Origin of the sequence: Pseudomonas sp. KK4, assembly GCF_001984065.1 — a bacterium.
Taxonomy (GTDB): Bacteria; Pseudomonadota; Gammaproteobacteria; order Pseudomonadales; family Pseudomonadaceae; genus Aquipseudomonas.
The window spans coordinates 1-16,807 of sequence record NZ_LYVP01000043.1 but is presented as its reverse complement, the minus strand read 5'-3'; the positions used below and the strand labels follow the sequence as shown (position 1 = coordinate 16,807).

General features: G+C 59.2%; 19 protein-coding genes. 11 read left to right on the top strand and 8 right to left on the bottom strand.

The window, feature by feature from the left end; genetic code table 11:
- The first annotated feature begins 27 nt into the window (after window positions 1-27).
- Both B0W55_RS15960 and B0W55_RS15955 read left to right on the top strand, forming a co-directional pair.
- The gene (locus B0W55_RS15960) at window positions 28-1,560 is read left to right on the top strand and encodes an EAL domain-containing protein (protein ID WP_077046899.1); all 1,533 of its coding nucleotides are present in this window, start codon (window positions 28-30) and stop codon (window positions 1,558-1,560) included.
- Between the two features lie 234 nt (window positions 1,561-1,794).
- Complete coding sequence (locus tag B0W55_RS15955; protein WP_077046898.1) at window positions 1,795-2,160, top strand: histone-like nucleoid-structuring protein, MvaT/MvaU family; 366 nt, start codon at window positions 1,795-1,797, stop codon at window positions 2,158-2,160.
- A gap of 175 nt (window positions 2,161-2,335) precedes the next feature.
- On the opposite strand, the gene B0W55_RS15950 is transcribed toward B0W55_RS15955, so the two are convergent.
- Window positions 2,336-2,860 carry a DUF4946 domain-containing protein gene (locus tag B0W55_RS15950; RefSeq protein ID WP_077046897.1) on the bottom strand — a complete coding sequence of 175 codons (525 nt, stop codon included), beginning with the start codon at window positions 2,858-2,860 and terminating at the stop codon, window positions 2,336-2,338.
- Between the two features lie 139 nt (window positions 2,861-2,999).
- On the opposite strand from B0W55_RS15950, the gene gloA reads away from it, so the two are divergent.
- On the top strand, window positions 3,000-3,521 hold the full coding sequence (gene gloA / locus B0W55_RS15945; protein WP_077046896.1) for a lactoylglutathione lyase: 522 nt from the start codon (window positions 3,000-3,002) through the stop codon (window positions 3,519-3,521).
- A 170-nt stretch (window positions 3,522-3,691) separates the two neighbouring features.
- On the opposite strand, the gene ahpF is transcribed toward gloA, so the two are convergent.
- From ahpF to B0W55_RS15930, 3 genes are all read right to left on the bottom strand, one after another.
- Window positions 3,692-5,257, bottom strand: a complete 1,566-nt coding sequence (gene ahpF / locus B0W55_RS15940; RefSeq protein ID WP_077046895.1) for an alkyl hydroperoxide reductase subunit F — start codon at window positions 5,255-5,257, stop codon at window positions 3,692-3,694.
- Between the two features lie 126 nt (window positions 5,258-5,383).
- On the bottom strand, window positions 5,384-5,947 hold the full coding sequence (ahpC, locus tag B0W55_RS15935; RefSeq protein ID WP_007975937.1) for an alkyl hydroperoxide reductase subunit C: 564 nt from the start codon (window positions 5,945-5,947) through the stop codon (window positions 5,384-5,386).
- A 272-nt stretch (window positions 5,948-6,219) separates the two neighbouring features.
- Window positions 6,220-7,146: a site-specific integrase gene (locus tag B0W55_RS15930; RefSeq protein WP_077046894.1), complete on the bottom strand. Its 927-nt coding sequence runs from the start codon at window positions 7,144-7,146 to the stop codon at window positions 6,220-6,222.
- 176 nt (window positions 7,147-7,322) lie between these two features.
- Between B0W55_RS15930 and B0W55_RS15925 the strand changes: the two genes are divergently transcribed.
- The gene (locus tag B0W55_RS15925; protein WP_077046893.1) at window positions 7,323-8,312 is read left to right on the top strand and encodes a DNA-binding protein; all 990 of its coding nucleotides are present in this window, start codon (window positions 7,323-7,325) and stop codon (window positions 8,310-8,312) included.
- 147 nt (window positions 8,313-8,459) lie between these two features.
- On the opposite strand, the gene gorA is transcribed toward B0W55_RS15925, so the two are convergent.
- Both gorA and galU read right to left on the bottom strand, forming a co-directional pair.
- Window positions 8,460-9,818, bottom strand: coding sequence for a glutathione-disulfide reductase (gene gorA, locus B0W55_RS15920; protein ID WP_077046892.1), 1,359 nt, complete (start codon window positions 9,816-9,818; stop codon window positions 8,460-8,462).
- 121 nt (window positions 9,819-9,939) lie between these two features.
- Complete coding sequence (galU, locus tag B0W55_RS15915; RefSeq protein ID WP_003182953.1) at window positions 9,940-10,779, bottom strand: UTP--glucose-1-phosphate uridylyltransferase GalU; 840 nt, start codon at window positions 10,777-10,779, stop codon at window positions 9,940-9,942.
- 292 nt (window positions 10,780-11,071) lie between these two features.
- On the opposite strand from galU, the gene B0W55_RS15910 reads away from it, so the two are divergent.
- A complete protein-coding gene (locus tag B0W55_RS15910; RefSeq protein ID WP_077046891.1) occupies window positions 11,072-11,260 on the top strand; it encodes a hypothetical protein in 189 nt (62 codons plus the stop codon).
- Between the two features lie 126 nt (window positions 11,261-11,386).
- Window positions 11,387-11,668: a hypothetical protein gene (locus tag B0W55_RS15905; RefSeq protein WP_077046890.1), complete on the top strand. Its 282-nt coding sequence runs from the start codon at window positions 11,387-11,389 to the stop codon at window positions 11,666-11,668.
- Between the two features lie 11 nt (window positions 11,669-11,679).
- Here the strand turns inward: B0W55_RS15905 and B0W55_RS15900 are convergent, their stop codons facing one another.
- Both B0W55_RS15900 and B0W55_RS15895 read right to left on the bottom strand, forming a co-directional pair.
- Window positions 11,680-11,910, bottom strand: a complete 231-nt coding sequence (locus tag B0W55_RS15900; protein ID WP_077046889.1) for a hypothetical protein — start codon at window positions 11,908-11,910, stop codon at window positions 11,680-11,682.
- A 72-nt stretch (window positions 11,911-11,982) separates the two neighbouring features.
- Window positions 11,983-12,339, bottom strand: coding sequence for a hypothetical protein (locus tag B0W55_RS15895; protein WP_077046888.1), 357 nt, complete (start codon window positions 12,337-12,339; stop codon window positions 11,983-11,985).
- A 187-nt stretch (window positions 12,340-12,526) separates the two neighbouring features.
- Here B0W55_RS15895 and B0W55_RS15890 point away from each other — a divergent pair, with 187 nt between their 5' ends.
- The 5 genes from B0W55_RS15890 to B0W55_RS15875 all read left to right on the top strand — a co-directional run.
- On the top strand, window positions 12,527-12,829 hold the full coding sequence (locus B0W55_RS15890; RefSeq protein ID WP_057400164.1) for a DUF1883 domain-containing protein: 303 nt from the start codon (window positions 12,527-12,529) through the stop codon (window positions 12,827-12,829).
- Window positions 12,830-12,844: 15 nt separating this feature from the next.
- A complete protein-coding gene (locus tag B0W55_RS30815; protein ID WP_175645514.1) occupies window positions 12,845-13,015 on the top strand; it encodes a hypothetical protein in 171 nt (56 codons plus the stop codon).
- A 65-nt stretch (window positions 13,016-13,080) separates the two neighbouring features.
- Window positions 13,081-13,746, top strand: a complete 666-nt coding sequence (gene alkB, locus B0W55_RS15885) for a DNA oxidative demethylase AlkB (RefSeq protein WP_077046887.1) — start codon at window positions 13,081-13,083, stop codon at window positions 13,744-13,746.
- Between the two features lie 89 nt (window positions 13,747-13,835).
- Window positions 13,836-14,912, top strand: coding sequence for a bifunctional DNA-binding transcriptional regulator/O6-methylguanine-DNA methyltransferase Ada (gene ada, locus B0W55_RS15880; RefSeq protein ID WP_077046886.1), 1,077 nt, complete (start codon window positions 13,836-13,838; stop codon window positions 14,910-14,912).
- A 181-nt stretch (window positions 14,913-15,093) separates the two neighbouring features.
- A partial coding sequence (locus B0W55_RS15875) for an autotransporter (RefSeq protein ID WP_077046885.1) occupies window positions 15,094-16,807 on the top strand: 1,714 nt, incomplete at its 3' end.

Sequence of the window (16,807 nt, the reverse complement as noted above, 5' to 3'; positions counted from 1 at the left end):
CCTATTTCATCGTCACAGGTTTCGCGAATGCCATTGAGAGCCAAGCCCCGCAAACACGGACTGCGAACTTCTGTCACCCTCGCCAGTGCCCTGCTCCCGATCGTGCTGGGTGCAGGCATCCTCTATATCCAGGCCGAAAGAACGCTTGAGCAAAGCACACGTCAGACCGCCGAAGAAGCGCTGCGCCAGTTCGAACTGATGCTCGACAACACCGCACAGGCGGCCCGCGAATTACTGCCCCTGGCCGGGCAAAGTTGCATTGACGTCAACCTCGCCCTGCGCGAACAGGTCACCCGTCGTCCATTCGTCCGCTCGACCAACCTGGTGTGGGACGACAGCATCTATTGCAGTTCGCTGTTTGGCGATTATCACGAAAAGATTACCCCCGGCGACTATGTCGGCGGCCGCCTGTTGCTGATGAAAGGCAACCCCGTCACGCCCAATACGGCATTGCTGGTTTATCGGATCAGCGACGGTAAACGCGGCGCGATGAGCACCCTCGATGGTTACCATCTGAGTAACGTATTGCGCCTGATAGGCCGGCAGACATTGCTGGCGCTGCACGTCGGCCCCAACTGGTTGACGGCCGACGGCCAGTTTCACGAGGGCGAAACGCCCGACTTCCCGGTGGCACAGATCCAACTCGACTCGTCCCGATATGCCTTCGGTGTGGAAGCCGGTTTCCCCGAAGGTGAAACCTGGCGCTACATGAGCAGTGAATATCCGGCGCTGTTCAGTTTGCTGATCTTTTTCGGTGCCGTGGCCGGCTTTATCGGGCATGTTTTGCAGAAGCGTTCGTCTTCGCCGACCCATGAAATGAAGCGGGCTCTGGAGGCGCTGGAGTTCGTGCCTTATTTTCAGGCAGTGGTGCATGGCGACAGCAAGAAAGTGTCAGGCGTCGAAGTGTTGATGCGTTGGAATCACCCGACAGAAGGCCTGGTGCGCCCCGACCTGTTTATTCCGTTTGCCGAACACTCGGGGCTGATCGTACCGATGACCCGCTCGCTGATGCAGCAGACCGCCGCGCTGCTCGCGCCGCTGTCGGCATCGTTTGAAGAGCCCTTTCATATCGGTATCAACATTACTGCCCAACATTGCCAAAGCCTGGAGCTTATCGAGGATTGCCGCGCATTTCTCGACGGATTTGCCCCCGGGTCCGTTCACCTGATACTTGAACTGACCGAGCGTGAACTGATCGAGTCCACCGCCATCACCCAGCAACTGTTCGACCAGTTGCACGGGTTGGGGGTGAAACTTGCCATTGACGACTTTGGCACCGGCCATTCCAGCCTCGGCTATCTGCGCCAGTTCAGTGTGGACTTCCTGAAGATCGATCAGAGCTTCGTAGCGATGATCGGCATCGATACCCTGTCCAGCCATATTCTGGACACCATCATTGAACTTGCGCACAAACTGGGTCTGGCCATGGTGGCCGAAGGTGTGGAAACCCAAGCGCAAAGTGAATACCTGACCGATCATAACGTTAACTTCCTGCAAGGCTATCTGTACGGCCGGCCGATGCCCGGTGCAGATTTCATTAGTGCATTAAGTGGCCATTAAGCTTGGGGAAAAATCTCCGGCAGCGCAGTACAGCGCACCAATTTGAATCAAAATACTGCTCTTGTTACATGAAAAAAAAGACATGATTTACTCTTGAGCAATTAACTACTACAATTTTTCATGCCTGCGGTAATTTGGCAGGTGAGCCATTTATCACCGAGTCGCTTCAAGGCTCTTGGCTTATAGCTTTGTTTGCGGTTGGTATCAGCCAAACACACTATTGGAGTAAAGATATTGTCCAGACTCGCTGAATTTCGTGCAGCTGAAAAGGCCCTTCAAGAACAGCTCAAGCAGCTGGAGTCCCTGAAGAACGATGCCGGGCTCAAGAAAGAAATCGAATTCGAAGAAAAGCTCCAGGGGCTGATGAAAACCTACGGCAAGAGCTTGCGCGACATCATTGCCATCCTCGATCCGAACCCGGGCAAATCCGGTCTGCAACAGGCCCCGGCACCTAAAACCCGCCGCGCTCGCGTGGTCAAGGTTTATCAGAACCCGCACACCGGCGAACTGATTGAAACCAAGGGCGGCAACCATCGCGGCCTGAAAGCATGGAAGGAACAATACGGTGCCAGCACCGTTGACTCCTGGTTGCGCGGGTAATCATTTACGCTATAAAAAAAGCCCTGCACTGCAGGGCTTTTTCATGAATACCCTACAAATGCAACGATATTGAGCGGGCAACTCGCTACTTGCGCCTTTAACTTTGTGCTTAATCCGTTTGGGTATCTAAAGATTTCCGCGCCGGCGCCAAGGCTGCAGGGACTAAAGTCTGCAATTAAAGTTTCAAGGCGTTACGCGCCGTTTCAATTTCATCCTGGCTTGCCTTATAAGCCTCGGTCTGCCCTGCATAGGAAAGAACGTAGGCCTTGTCGGCGTCCACCGCAGCGACCAAAGTTTGCGAAAGCACATGGCGACCATTCTGGGTAATGGTGCAGGTGGTTTCCAGCGCCGATAAGCGGCTCAGGGTCGCCGGATGAATTCGATTGCAGACACTTTGATAACCGCCCTGGAAAAAGTCCTTCTGCACCGACTTGCGCATTTCCAGCAACACGCCCTGCAGATTCACCTGATGACCGCTTTGAACTTGGGTCATGGTCAACTCCATCACCATCACCGGCGTGCCACCTTCATCGTTTTTCACCGCGCGCTGGCGAGAGACGCCGGCAGTGGCGTTATCCTGCGCGATGTCTTCGACCTGCCAGCCAGCAGGCCAGGTCATGACCGGCGCTTCGGCGTAAGCGCTGGCCGCTGCAGCCAGTGTGCCGATCAGGATAAACAGCGATTTACTCAGTTGAATCATTTGCCAATAACACTCAGGAATTGAACTTCAAGTCTGAGCTCCGACCGACTGTCAGGCAAACGCTTTCGGTTTGGTGATGTCCGATCCGTTGCGTATCATTGTCACCATTCAATCGCCCCGCATATTTTCCGGAGGGCCCATGAGCCTGCAAGAACTGAACACCTTCCCCGGCGTCACCGCACAACCCGATACCGCGACCCAGAAATTCGTTTTCAACCACACCATGCTGCGGGTCAAGGACATCACCAAGTCGCTGGACTTCTATACGCGCATCCTGGGTTTCTCGCTGGTGGAAAAGCGCGATTTCCCGGAGGCCGAATTCAGCCTGTACTTCCTCGCTCTGGTAGATAAAAGCCAGATCCCGGCCGACGCCGCCGCGCGCACCGAGTGGATGAAGTCGATCCCCGGCATTCTCGAACTGACCCACAACCACGGCACCGAAAACGATCCGGACTTCGCCTACCACAACGGCAACACTGATCCGCGCGGCTTTGGCCACATTTGCATCTCGGTGCCGGACATCGTTGCCGCCTGCGAGCGTTTCGAAGCCCTGGGCTGCGACTTTCAGAAGCGCCTGAACGACGGCCGCATGAAGAGCCTGGCGTTCATCAAGGACCCGGATGCCTACTGGGTCGAGATCATCCAGCCGGCGCCACTTTAAGCACCTCCCGTGGGAGCGGGCTTGCTCGCGAAAGCGGTGCGTCATTCAACGATCATGTTGGCTGATACACCGCCTTCGCGAGCAAGCCCGCTCCCACAGTTTTGATAGGTGCAGACACAAAAAAACCCCATGATCGCTCATGGGGTTTTTGTGTTTCCGGCGTTGGCGTTTTATGCCGGGGCGGAGGTGCGGATCAGGTGATCGAAGGCGCTCAGGGAAGCCTTGGCGCCCTCGCCCACCGCAATCACGATCTGCTTGTACGGCACGGTCGTCACGTCACCGGCGGCGAACACGCCTGGCAGCGAAGTCTCGCCACGGGCATCGACAATGATCTCGCCACGGGGCGACAACTCGACGGTGCCCTTGAGCCAATCGGTGTTGGGCAGCAGGCCGATCTGCACGAAGATACCTTCGAGGCTGATCGTCTTGAACTCGCCTGAATCGCGATCCTTGTACACCAGGCCGCTGACCTTCTCACCGTCACCCTTCACTTCACTGGTCAGTGCGCTGGTGATCACATCGACGTTGGGCAGGCTGAACAGCTTGCGCTGCAGTACCGCGTCGGCGCGCAACTTGCTGTCGAACTCCAGCAGCGTGACGTGGCTGACAATGCCTGCCAGGTCGATCGCCGCTTCAACGCCGGAGTTACCGCCGCCGATCACTGCGACGCGCTTGCCCTTGAACAGCGGGCCGTCGCAGTGCGGACAGAAACACACGCCTTTGGCTTTGTATTCCTGCTCGCCCGGCACGCCCATTTCACGCCAGCGGGCACCGGTGGCGAGGATCAGCGCCTTGGTTTTAAGGCTGGCGCCGCTCTCGAAGCGAACTTCGTGCAACTCGCCGGGGTTCTTCGCCGGAACCAGCGCAGTAGCGCACTGCAGGTTCATGATGTCGACGTCGTACTGCTTGACGTGTTCTTCCAGGGCGCTGGCCAGTTTCGGCCCTTCGGTCTCCTGCACGGAGATGAAGTTTTCGATGGCCATGGTGTCGAGCACCTGCCCGCCGAAACGCTCGGCCGCAACACCGGTGCGAATGCCTTTACGGGCCGCGTAGATCGCCGCCGAAGCACCGGCCGGGCCACCGCCGACCACCAGCACGTCAAAGGCGTCCTTGGCGTTGATTTTCTCGGCCTGGCGCTCGGCGCCGCTGGTGTCGACCTTGGCGAGGATCTCTTCCAGGCCCATGCGGCCCTGGCCAAACACCTCGCCATTGAGGTAGATGCTCGGCACGGCCATGATCTTGCGATCATCGACTTCGGCCTGGAACAGCGCACCGTCGATGGCGACGTGGCGAATGTTCGGGTTCAGTACCGCCATCAGGTTCAACGCCTGGACCACGTCCGGGCAGTTCTGGCAGGACAGCGAGAAGTACGTTTCGAAGCTGAACTGGCCCTTGAGCGAGCGGATCTGTTCAATGACTTCGGCACTGGCTTTCGAAGGGTGGCCACCGACTTGCAGCAGGGCCAGCACCAACGAGGTGAATTCGTGCCCCATCGGGATGCCGGCGAAACGCAGGCTGATATCGGCCCCTGGGCGATTGATCGAGAACGATGGCTTGCGTGCATCGTCGCCGTTGTCGATCAAGGTAATCTGGGTGGAAAGACTGGCAACGTCCTTCAACAGTTCGAGCATTTCCTGGGATTTCGCACCGTCGTCGAGAGAAGCAACGATCTCGATCGGTTGGGTGACCCGTTCCAGGTACGATTTCAACTGGGCTTTAAGATTGGTGTCCAACATACGGGCGATTTCCTTGAATTTTTCAGACAAAAAAACGCCCGAGCGAATCTCGCCCGGGCGTTTTTATTGGGCGGTGCAGCTTACTGAGTAGGTGCGGAGTACCGCCCTGTGGAGCGTGTCACGGAGTTAGATCTTGCCGACCAGGTCCAGGGACGGAGCCAGAGTGGCCTCGCCTTCTTTCCACTTGGCTGGGCAAACCTGTCCTGGGTGAGCAGCGACGTACTGAGCAGCCTTGATTTTGCGCAGCAGTTCGGAAGCGTCACGACCAACGCCGCCGTCGTTCAGCTCAACGATTTTGATCTGGCCTTCAGGGTTGATCACGAAGGTGCCACGGTCAGCCAGGCCAGCTTCTTCGATCAGCACGTCGAAGTTGCGGGAGATGGCGTGGGTCGGGTCGCCGATCATGGTGTACTGGATTTTGCCGATGGCTGGCGAAGTGTTGTGCCAGGCAGCGTGGGCAAAGTGAGTATCGGTGGAAACGCTGTAGATCTCGACGCCCAGCTTCTGGAATGCGTCGTAGTTGTCAGCCAGGTCTTCCAGTTCGGTTGGGCAAACGAAGGTGAAGTCGGCCGGGTAGAAGAACACCACAGACCACTTGCCTTTGAGGTCAGCGTCCGAAACTTTTACGAAGTCGCCGTTTTTGAATGCGTCAGCTTTGAACGGTTTTACTTGGCTGTTGATGATAGGCATCGTTGACTCTCCGTCAGGGGTTGTGAAGTTGATGAAGTGAACTTTACCCACTGGACCGACGGTTGGCTCATTGGCAAATACGATGCTGCTGATCGACTTTCGCTATTAGCCAGCCGTATTAATAGAAGAAATTGGAATCTCGTAGGTGCATACGCCCCCCTGTAGGAGCGAGCTCGCTCGCGATGAACATCAACGAAGACGCTGGCTCCCTGAATTACGCGGCGCTCTCCGGGTTTTCGCGAGCGAGCTCGCTCCTACAAGGGGTGCAGGCGTCAGGTCTCAGTGAGGCGGGCCATGCCCAGGAACGGGCTGGCTTCGATGTAGCGCATGGCCGACTTCATGTCCTTCCAGCCGACATAGCTCATCAACGACTTTAAGTCCCAGCCTGCCTGATGCGCCCATGAGGCAAACCCGCGGCGCAGGGAATGGCTGGTGTAGAGCCCGGCCGCGATCCCCGCTCGCTCCAGCGCCTGTCGCAACAAGGGAATCACGCTGTTGGCGTGCAGGCCCTCTTCGCTCAGATTGCCCCAGCGATCGATACCGCGAAACACCGGGCCGCGCACCAGAGCGGCTTCGCTGATCCAGTCGATATACGCCTGCACCGGGCACAACCGCTGCAAGGCGGGCGTCTGGTAAGTCTTGCCGAGGTTTTCGCGGTCACTCTTGCTGCGCGGCAAATACAGGGTGATGCCTGAGCCGGCACTGGCTTGTACGTGCTCGATCTGCAAGCGGCACAACTCATCGCTACGAAACCCGCGCCAAAAGCCCAACAGGATCAGCGCGGTGTCGCGCTTGGCCCGCAGCAATGCCGGCCGATCGCCCTCAGTCCGGGCTGTTTGCGCTTCCTGCTCGAGCCAGCCGATCACTTGCTCCAGATGCTGCAACTGCAGGGGCTCGGCCTGCTTTTCCTGGGCCGGGTGCAAAGCGCGAATACCTTTGAACACCTTGCGCACCACCGGTGCCTTGGTCGGATCGGCGAAGCCTTGGCTGTTATGCCATTGCGCCAGCGCCGACAGACGCAACTTCAGGGTATTGATCGACAGCACACCGGCATGGGCCACCAGATAGCGCGCGACGCTGTCGCCCGTTGCCGGCAGGAACCCGCCCCAAGTCACCTCGAAGTGTTCAATCGCCGCTCGATAGCTGCGGCGGGTGTTGTCGCGGGTGGCGGCTTGCAGGTAACGATCGAGATCGCTCATGGGTGGTGGGCCTGTTGTGTACGGATCTGAAGGTGCAATGGCGCGGAAAACGGTATGACACGGGGTAATACCAGTATATCCCGTGTCAATTACCGGTTGTATTTATCTTCTTCCATTCGATGGTACAATGTGTATTCCAGTGGTACGTACCACACAACGAAATCGTAGGAAAAGTCATGGCCCGGGGCGGTGTAAATAAGGCAGTGGTTCAAGCTGCGCGGATGGCGATCCTCGCCCGAGGTGAAAACCCCACGATCGATGCCGTGCGCATCGAGATGGGCAACACCGGCTCGAAAACCACGATTCATCGCTATCTGAAAGAGTTGGGCGAAGACCAGCAACCGGCCGAGACAGAGCCGTCCGAGCCTATTGACGATGAGTTGCTGGCGCTGGTTTCGCGGCTCGCACAACGCTTGAAAGAACAAGCCCAGGCCCCGATCGATCAGGCCCGCGAACAGTTCGAGGCACAACGCAAGGCGTTGGAAAGCCAGCTGGAGCAAGCCCGGGAAGCGAACATCGAACTGCATCAGCAGTACGAGATCCAGAGCCTGGCGCTGACCCAGGAATCCGAAGCCCTGCATGAAACCCGCGCCCTTCTGCAGTCCGAGCAAACCCGCAATGCAGGGCTGAACCAGGCGCTGGCGGATTTCGAATTACGTTTGCAGGACAAGGAAGAGCAGATTCGCTCCCTGGAAGAGAAGCACCTGCATGCCCGCGATGCGCTGGAGCACTACCGCAATGCCGTCAAGGAGCAGCGCGAGCAGGAGCACAGCCGGCATGAAAGTCAGGTGCAACAGTTGCAGATGGAGTTGCGTCAGGCGCAGCAGAGCGCGTTGGTGCGCCAGGACGAAATTACCCAATTGCACCGCGACAACGAGCGCTTGCTGACGGAGAACCGTGGCACCCTGCGTGAACTGAGCCTGATGCAGGACCAGCTCAAGCAGAGCAACAGTCGTCAGGATCAGTTACTGGAACAGACCGCGCGGGTCGACGGCGAGCGCACCCTCCTCCAGGAACGCTTGCGCGTCGCCCTGCTGGAAAGTCAGTCGCTGAAACAGAATGTCGATGAGCAGGTGCAGATCAACAAGTCGCTGGAACTTGAATTGACCAAGGCCCAGGCGGAGCTTGTGGAACGGCCCCGTCAAAACGACGCAGACCCTCTGTAGGAGCGAGCTCGCTCGCGATGAACCTGAGAACACCGCAGGGTGTCAGGTTTGCAGTGTTATCGTTGACGTCCATCGCGAGCGAGCTCCTACAGGGGGCGGGCAACCATCAGGTCTGGCGGCGTCAGCGCCAGACCCAACAAATGACGATCAGCCCGCGACCGGCGTACGCATGGTCACGAACTCTTCGGCGGCCGTCGGGTGCACACCGATGGTTTCGTCGAAATGGCGCTTGGTCGCACCCGCCTTCAAGGCAATCGCCAGGCCTTGGACGATTTCGCCGGCATCCGGCCCGACCATGTGGCAGCCCAGTACCTTGTCAGTCTTGCCATCGACCACCAGTTTCATCAGCGTGCGCTCCTGGCATTCGGTCAGGGTCAGCTTCATTGGGCGGAAACGGCTCTCATAGACCACCACCTTGTGACCGGCGTCCCGCGCCTCCTCTTCGCTCAAACCGACGGTGCCGATGTTGGGCAGGCTGAACACCGCCGTCGGGATCATCTTGTAATCCACCGGGCGGTATTGCTCAGGCTTGAACAGGCGCCGCGCCACGGCCATGCCTTCGGCCAGGGCCACCGGCGTGAGCTGGACACGACCGATCACGTCGCCCAGCGCCAAAATTGACGGCTCGGCGGTTTGATACTGCTCATCGACTTCGACGAACCCCTTCTTGTCGAGCGTGACTCCGGTATTTTCCAGCCCGAGGTTGTCCAGCATCGGACGGCGGCCGGTGGCGTAGAACACGCAATCGGCCTCCAGTTGACGACCATCCTTGAGGGTCACTTTGAGGCTGCCATCAGCCTGTTTGTCGATGCGCTCGATGTCGGCGTTGAACTGCAGGTCCAAGCCGCGCTTGGTCAGCTCTTCCTGCAAATGCTTGCGCACCGAACCGTCGAAGCCGCGCAGGAACAGATCACCGCGGTACAGCAGCGTGGTCTGGGCACCGAGGCCATGGAAAATCCCGGCGAATTCAACGGCAATGTAACCACCGCCTACCACCAGCACGCGTTTTGGCAGCTCTTTGAGGAAAAACGCCTGGTTGGAACTGATCGCGTGCTCGTGCCCCGGAATCTCCGGGATCTGCGGCCAGCCGCCGGTGGCGATCAGGATGTTTTTGGCGCTATGGCGTTCGCCGTTGATCTCCACGGTATGCGGGTCGACGATCTTCGCGTGACCTTCATGCAGGGTCACGCCGCTGTTGATCAACAGGGTGCGGTAAATGCCGTTCAGGCGATTGATCTCGCGATCCTTGTTGGCGATCAGCGTCGCCCAGTCGAACTGCGCTTCGTCCAGGGTCCAGCCGAAACCCGATGCCTGCTCGAAGTCCTCTGCGAAATGCGCGCCGTAGACCAGCAGTTTTTTCGGCACGCAGCCGACATTGACACAGGTCCCCCCCAGGTAACGGCTTTCAGCCACCGCCACCTTCGCGCCAAACCCGGCCGCAAAACGAGCCGCCCGCACACCGCCGGAACCGGCGCCAATCACATAAAGGTCAAAATCGTAGGCCATCGTCTATCTCCTGGGCAGGTGATCAGCATACCCGCCGCCATTGATTGGGCAAGGGTTGCATTCGATATGGTGGCGAAAAAAAAGCCACCCGAAGGTGGCTTTATGATCAAACAGGGCGCTATCAGTACGCCTTGCCAGTCTTGTAGAAGTTCTCGAAGCAGAAGTTGGTCGCGTCGATGTAACCTTCGGCGCCGCCGCAGTCGAAACGCTTGCCCTTGAACTTGTAAGCCATGACGCAGCCGTTCTGGGCCTGCTTCATCAGGGCGTCGGTGATCTGGATTTCGCCGCCCTTGCCTGGCTCGGTCTGTTCGATCAGGTCGAAGATGTCCGGGGTCAGGATGTAGCGGCCGATGATGGCCAGGTTCGATGGTGCGTCTTCCGGCTTTGGCTTCTCGACCATGCTGTGAACGCGGTAGATGTCGTCACGGATCATCTCGCCGGCGATCACGCCGTACTTGTTGGTCTCTTGCGGGTCGACTTCCTGGATGGCCACGATCGAGCAGCGGAACTGCTTGTAAAGCTTGACCATCTGGGTCAGTACGCCGTCGCCTTCGAGGTTGACGCACAGGTCGTCCGCCAGTACCACGGCGAACGGCTCGTCACCGATCAGCGGACGACCGGTCAGGATCGCGTGACCCAGGCCTTTCATTTCGGTCTGACGGGTGTAGGAGAACGAGCATTCGTCGAGCAGTTTGCGGATGCCGACCAGGTATTTCTCCTTGTCGGTGCCCTTGATCTGGTTTTCCAGCTCGTAGCTGATGTCGAAGTGGTCTTCCAGGGCGCGCTTGCCGCGACCGGTGACGATGGAGATTTCAGTCAACCCAGCGTCCAGTGCTTCTTCGACGCCGTACTGGATCAGTGGCTTGTTTACCACCGGCAGCATTTCTTTGGGCATGGCTTTAGTCGCTGGCAGGAAGCGAGTACCGTAACCGGCTGCTGGGAACAAGCATTTCTTGATCATATAAGTCCTTGAAAGGGCTGTGTTGTACGAGTTTCGGCGCAGTCTAATCAGGCCGCGTGCACCTTACAATGCCCCGCGCTGGCTAACCGATGCCATCATAGAGAAATATTCTTGCCGATAGTTCCGCACGGCATGCATTGATCCGTGAACAGCCTGTTAGTGATAGCAGACACCGGCAGGATTGCACACCCGTCAAGCGGATCGACCATCACCCCACCCTACTCTCATCGGCACCCGTTGCGGGCATTTGGCGCTATCATGGCGCAATTGAACCAGCCAACGAGGCAGATAGATGTCGGCAGCAAAGAGCGTCAACGGGTACCTGATCAACAAAAAGAAGGACGGCCAGTGGTCGATCGACAGCGCTGCCGGCGAGCAAATCGCCGGACCTTTCCCGACCGAAGCCATGGCCGTTGAAGTTGCGGCCGTGCTGGAGCTTGAGCATCCCGAGCCCAAGCGACGCGGCAAGGACAAGAACTGATCGACCACCAAGCCCTGCCATTGCAGGGCTTTTTTGTGAGCGAAAAACGGATTGTGGCCTTTGGCTATAACCTTTTGCCTGCGGCGCTGTCACAGGCTATGCCCACCCTTTTGACGACGAATAAACATGACTAAATTCTTGCCACTGATTGCGGTATTGGCCCTGAGCGGCTGCGCCACCTCCCAAACCACCTACCTGAACAATGGTGAACAGGGCCTGGCCATCGACTGTTCCGGGGAAGCCAATTCATGGGCGACCTGCTACGAAAAGGCCGATGCATCCTGTGCCGGCACCGGTTACCGCATCGTCGGCACCGATGGCACCCCGGCCCCCAAGGAAAGCGACAAAACCCTGGGCGTAGATGTCGGCAACTACAAGAACCGCAGCGTGGTGGTGGTCTGCAAGTAAGGCACCCTGCCCTACATGTGGATTTCGGCGAACTTGATTCCCAGGCCGCGCACGGTTTCGACCAGGTCATCCAGGCGCGCGAAGGACTCGACTTCGTCGTTGTCATCCACCAGGAAATAACTGCGTCCGGCGCTCTTCTTGAAGAACACGATCCACTCTCCCGGATTCGCCGGATTCTGAATCACATGGGTGGCGTTGATCTGCCCCTCGGCGTGCCGCGCCCGTACCTGCTCTCGTTTCATGCCTGACTCCAGAAATGACAATGCCGCCAAAGCATCGCTTTGACGGCATCGGTGTGACCTGGCGACAGTCTATCAGCCGGAAATGCACGCAGTCGCGGCATTGCGCACATCCCGGGGACGCAGCGGCACATTGGAGATACGCTCGTGGAGCTTGATACTGCTGCCGCCGGCGCGGTCTTCGATATCGAATACCGCCGCAGGCCCGGATGACAGTTTTTGCGGCACGATCACCCGTACGCCATCTTTCTGCGCTTCGATCTGCAAGGCGCCGCGACTGTCGGCGAGCTTTTCGCTCAAGCACTGCGCATATTCATGGGGATCCTTGCCGGAAATCACGCTCATGGTCGGTAGCGTCTGGTTGATTTCCGAAACGCTCGCACAACCACTGATCACCAACGCCACTGGCAAGCCCAACACACCCCACTTCATACAAAACCTCCGTTAAAGACCGTCCGACAGCGCAGCCGCGGATTTTCTCCCTTTATCACCCAGCGAACGTGAAATATCTGTCTTAAATTGGCAAACCAGCCCCCACCAGCCGGATATTTAGGCCAGCAGGCTGATAAACTGCGCGCATCGTTTTGATTTTGTAGCAAAAGCCCTTCTGGAGGCGCCCATGAAATTCATTCACCAGCGCGAGCACCTCAACGAAGACGACATCGTCGTCATTCAATGCTCGCAGATGTGCAACATCCGTTTGATGAACGACGCCAACTTCCGCAGCTTCAAAAACGGTGGCCGCCACACCTACCACGGCGGCGCGTTCGACACCTTCCCGGCCCGCATCACGGCGCCGAGCACCGGTTTCTGGAACATCACCATCGATACCGTCAACCGCCGGGCGATCAGCGTGACCCGCAAGCCGACCCTGACCCATTCGATCAAGATCATCCGCCGTTCCAGTTCGAAACTCAGCTGATAGACAGGTATGCCCGTGGCCCAGACAACCAAGTACGTCATCAAATACAAACTCAACGGCGAACGCCGCTTTGAATTCGCCCAACTGGAAAACGGTACCGAGCAAGAGGCCAAGGCTGCGCTCGATGCCTTGCACGGCCAGGGTGACGACGTGATCAGCGACATCAGCGTCAGCAAGGCGCTGTAATTCGAGGGTCGAGCGCAGGCGTTGCAGTGCCTGCAACCCAACGCCTCCCGCACGGGACAGTTCCCATGAATCCAACGACCTTTGACTTGTTTGCCGATGCCGAGCCGCAGCAACAGCCCCGGCGCGACCCAATCGGCGAACAGGCCTGGGTGTTGCGAGGCTTTGCCCTGCCCTGGCTGGAGCGTTTGCTGCCGGCGCTGGAGGCCGTGCTCCAGGCCGCACCCTTTCGACAAATGGTCACCCCCGGCGGCTTTACTATGTCGGTGGCCCTGAGCAGTTGTGGGACCTGGGGCTGGACCACCGACCGTAGCGGCTACCGCTACACCCGCGACGACCCTCTAACCGGCCAGCCCTGGCCGACCATGCCCGAGGTGTTTTTGCAGTTGGCGCAGGCGGCGGCGCGGGAGGCCGGATTCGCCGATTTCGTGCCGGACTCCTGCCTGATCAATCGTTATATTCCCGGTGCGAAGATGTCATTGCATCAGGACAAAGACGAAAAATCCTACGCCGCACCGATCGTTTCGGTGTCCTTGGGATTGCCGGCGATGTTCCTGTTCGGCGGCTTCGCCCGCAGCGACAAAAGCCAGCGCGTGCCATTGCTGCATGGCGATATCGTGGTCTGGGGCGGCGTCGACCGCTTGCGCTATCACGGCGTTCTGCCGATCAAGCAAGGGCAACACGCGGTGCTGGGCGAGCAGCGGATCAACTTCACGTTTCGCCACGCGAAATGAGACGCTGGAGTTTGACCGCAAGCGCCGGAGTGTAGCCTGGTCGGGGGATGGTTAATCTGCGGCAACACTGGTCAACGGACTCCAATGCCATGACAAACCAATCGACAAAAGTCAGTGCCGAAAACGACCCACGCTGGGCCGCCGTCGTCGCTCGCGATCCCCGGGCGGATGGGCAGTTCGTCTATGCGGTGAAAACAACCGGGGTCTATTGCAATCCCAGCAGCCTGGCGCGTTTGCCGAAACCGCAGAATGTCGAGTTCTTCGATACTGCCGAACTGGCGCAAGCGGCGGGCTATCGCCCTAGCAAACGCGCGACCAGGGACCAGAGTGCGCTTGCCGCGCAACATGCCGCCACCGTCGCCGCAGCGTGTCGTCAGATCGAGCGTGCTCAAGAAGTGCCCGAGTTGAACGCGTTGGCCTCCGCCGCGGGACTGAGCAGCTTTCACTTTCACCGCGTATTCAAGGCCGTCACGGGGCTGACTCCCCGAGGGTACGCCGCAGCCCACCGGTCGCGCCGGATGCGCGAACAATTGGCGGATGGCCGCTCGGTGACAGACGCTTTGTACGAGGCTGGCTTCAACTCCAACAGTCGCTTTTATGAAGCAGCGGATCAGGTGCTGGGCATGAAGCCCGCCGATTACCGTGCCGCCGGGCAAAACAATGACATTCGCTTTGCCGTCGGCCAATGCTCCCTGGGGGCCATTCTGGTGGCGCAAAGTGAGCGTGGGGTGTGCGCAATTCTGCTGGGCGATGATCCGCAGCAACTGGTCTGCGACCTGCAGGACAAGTTTCGCCGCGCCAACCTGATCGGCGCCGACCCGGCTTTCGAACAGATGATTGCCAAGGTCGTGGGGTTCATCGAGGCACCGGCCCTGGGCCTGGACTTGCCGTTGGATGTGCGTGGCACAGCGTTCCAGGAACGGGTCTGGCAAGCGTTGCGCGAGATCCCGGTGGGCAGCACCGCCAGCTACGCCGACATTGCCCAGCGTATCGGCGCGCCAAAAGCGGTGCGCGCCGTGGCCCAGGCCTGCGGCGCGAACAGCCTGGCGGTTGCCATCCCCTGCCACCGCGTGGTGCGCAGCGATGGCAACTTGTCGGGGTATCGCTGGGGCGTGGAGCGCAAGCGGGTATTGCTCGACCGGGAAAGCTCCCCCGAAACCTTGTAAGCGCATGACTTGCCCGCGAAGGCGGCCTTGCCGCCAAATGGCTTCGCGGGTAAGCCTGGACCCTGCAGAGCACTATTCAAACGCCTTTCTGCCCCAGCCCACCGCAATATCCTGCGCCGACGGCTATGCTTTTTTCGCGGCTGAAAAAACCGCGAGACCGGTCTTGTCGATGGAGTTGACTATGTATTGCCCACGCTGGTTTGCTGCTGTGCTGGTGGTGTGTTCATTGGCGTTTACTCCCGCTCAGGCCGCGCCTGCACAGGCCCCGACGGCCCCTGCCAACGCGGCGGAGCAAACCCCGAGCTGGCCCCAGGTGCTGACCAACGGCGACAGCAAGCTGACGATTTACCAACCGCAACTCGACAGCTGGGACGGTTACACGTTGCAGGCCCGGGCGGCGGTCGAGGCCACGGACAAGGACGGTAAATCCACCTACGGCATCGTGGAATTCAGCGCCCACACACTGGTGGACAAGGCCACCCGCTGGGTCGCGCTGGATCAGTACAGCCTCACCAAAGTCGATTTCCCCGCCAGTGCCGCCAACGTTGACCGCTGGACAGCCGCGCTGAAGGCCGACGCGGCGAAACGCCAGAAAACCATTTCCCTCGATCAACTCGAAGCCGCCCTGGGTACCCTTGCGGCCGAGCAGAAATCCAGCGGCGAGCCACTGGACAATACACCGCCCACCATCATCAGCTCAGAAGTGCCTGCCATTCTGGTGTACATCGATGGCGAGCCGGCGTATCGCCCCGTCGACGGTACGGCGCTGCAACGGGTCATCAATACCCGGCCGCTGTTGCTCAAGGACGCCCAGGGCAAGCATTACCTGCGCGTGTTCGATGGCTGGATGGTGGCCGATGCCGTGAGCGGCCCCTATGCCAGGCTGACATCATCTTTGCCCGACCTTGAAAAAGCCAGGAAGTCCGCGATCCAGAGCAGGCAAGTCGACCTGTTGACTGGCCAGAGTGATGCCAAAGACAAGGTCCCCAGTCTGGCCAAACCGCCGGTGCCACAGATTCATATCGCCACCGCACCGACGGAATTGATCGTCACCGACGGCCCCGCCCAGTGGCAGCCGATCCAAGGCACGAAATTGCTCTACGTGACAAACACCACCGGGCACATTTTCAAGGAGGTCGCCGATCAGGACAGTTACCTGCTGATCTCCGGTCGCTGGTTCCGCGCCAGCGACATGCAGGGCCCGTGGACTTTCGTGCCGGCAGACAAATTGCCGGCGGACTTCGCCAACATTCCCGATGACAGCGCCAAGGAAAACGTCAAAGCTTCGGTGGCCGGAACGCCTCAGGCCAGGGAAGCGGCGATTGCTGCCACCATCCCCCAAACGTCCGCCGTCAAGAAAAGCCAACTGAAAATGTCTGCGCCGGCATTCGACGGCGCACCGCAGCTCAAGGCCATCAACGGCACTCCTTTGCAATACGTGGTCAACAGCCCGATGCCGATCATCAGGGTCGATGCCCAGAGCTGGTACGCGGTAGAGAACGGCGTGTGGTTCGTGGCCACGTCGGTGCAAGGCCCATGGTCGGTCGCCGCGTCAGTGCCGGCGGTGATCTACTCGATTCCACCCAGTTCACCGATGCACTACATCACCTACGTGAAGGTCTACTCGGCCAGCGGTGACACGGTGGTGGTCGGCTATACGCCGGGTTATCAAGGTTCCACGGTGGACCCCAACAGCGGTGTGGTGGTGTACGGCACCGGTTACCCCTATACGCCTTGGGTCGGCAGCGTCTGGTACGGCCCGCCGGTGACCTACGGTTTCGGCGTGGCGATTCGCTACACGCCCTGGACCGGCTGGACCTTCGGTTTTGGTTTCGGCTGGAGCTGGGGCGGCAGCACGGTGGCCGTGGGCTGGGGCTGGGGCGCCTACCCCTGGT

Bases quoted from the DNA above. Each gene is read 5' to 3' on its own strand.
- B0W55_RS15960 (WP_077046899.1), top strand. From the start codon at position 28: ATGCCATTGAGAGCCAAGCCCCGCAAACACGGACTGCGAACTTCTGTC.
- B0W55_RS15950 (WP_077046897.1), bottom strand. From the start codon at position 2,860: ATGATTCAACTGAGTAAATCGCTGTTTATCCTGATCGGCACACTGGCT.
- gloA (WP_077046896.1), top strand. From the start codon at position 3,000: ATGAGCCTGCAAGAACTGAACACCTTCCCCGGCGTCACCGCACAACCC.
- ahpF (WP_077046895.1), bottom strand. From the start codon at position 5,257: ATGTTGGACACCAATCTTAAAGCCCAGTTGAAATCGTACCTGGAACGG.
- ahpC (WP_007975937.1), bottom strand. From the start codon at position 5,947: ATGCCTATCATCAACAGCCAAGTAAAACCGTTCAAAGCTGACGCATTC.
- B0W55_RS15930 (WP_077046894.1), bottom strand. From the start codon at position 7,146: ATGAGCGATCTCGATCGTTACCTGCAAGCCGCCACCCGCGACAACACC.
- B0W55_RS15925 (WP_077046893.1), top strand. From the start codon at position 7,323: ATGGCCCGGGGCGGTGTAAATAAGGCAGTGGTTCAAGCTGCGCGGATG.
- gorA (WP_077046892.1), bottom strand. From the start codon at position 9,818: ATGGCCTACGATTTTGACCTTTATGTGATTGGCGCCGGTTCCGGCGGT.
- galU (WP_003182953.1), bottom strand. From the start codon at position 10,779: ATGATCAAGAAATGCTTGTTCCCAGCAGCCGGTTACGGTACTCGCTTC.
- B0W55_RS15910 (WP_077046891.1), top strand. From the start codon at position 11,072: ATGTCGGCAGCAAAGAGCGTCAACGGGTACCTGATCAACAAAAAGAAG.
- B0W55_RS15905 (WP_077046890.1), top strand. From the start codon at position 11,387: ATGACTAAATTCTTGCCACTGATTGCGGTATTGGCCCTGAGCGGCTGC.
- B0W55_RS15900 (WP_077046889.1), bottom strand. From the start codon at position 11,910: ATGAAACGAGAGCAGGTACGGGCGCGGCACGCCGAGGGGCAGATCAAC.
- B0W55_RS15895 (WP_077046888.1), bottom strand. From the start codon at position 12,339: ATGAAGTGGGGTGTGTTGGGCTTGCCAGTGGCGTTGGTGATCAGTGGT.
- B0W55_RS15890 (WP_057400164.1), top strand. From the start codon at position 12,527: ATGAAATTCATTCACCAGCGCGAGCACCTCAACGAAGACGACATCGTC.
- alkB (WP_077046887.1), top strand. From the start codon at position 13,081: ATGAATCCAACGACCTTTGACTTGTTTGCCGATGCCGAGCCGCAGCAA.
- ada (WP_077046886.1), top strand. From the start codon at position 13,836: ATGACAAACCAATCGACAAAAGTCAGTGCCGAAAACGACCCACGCTGG.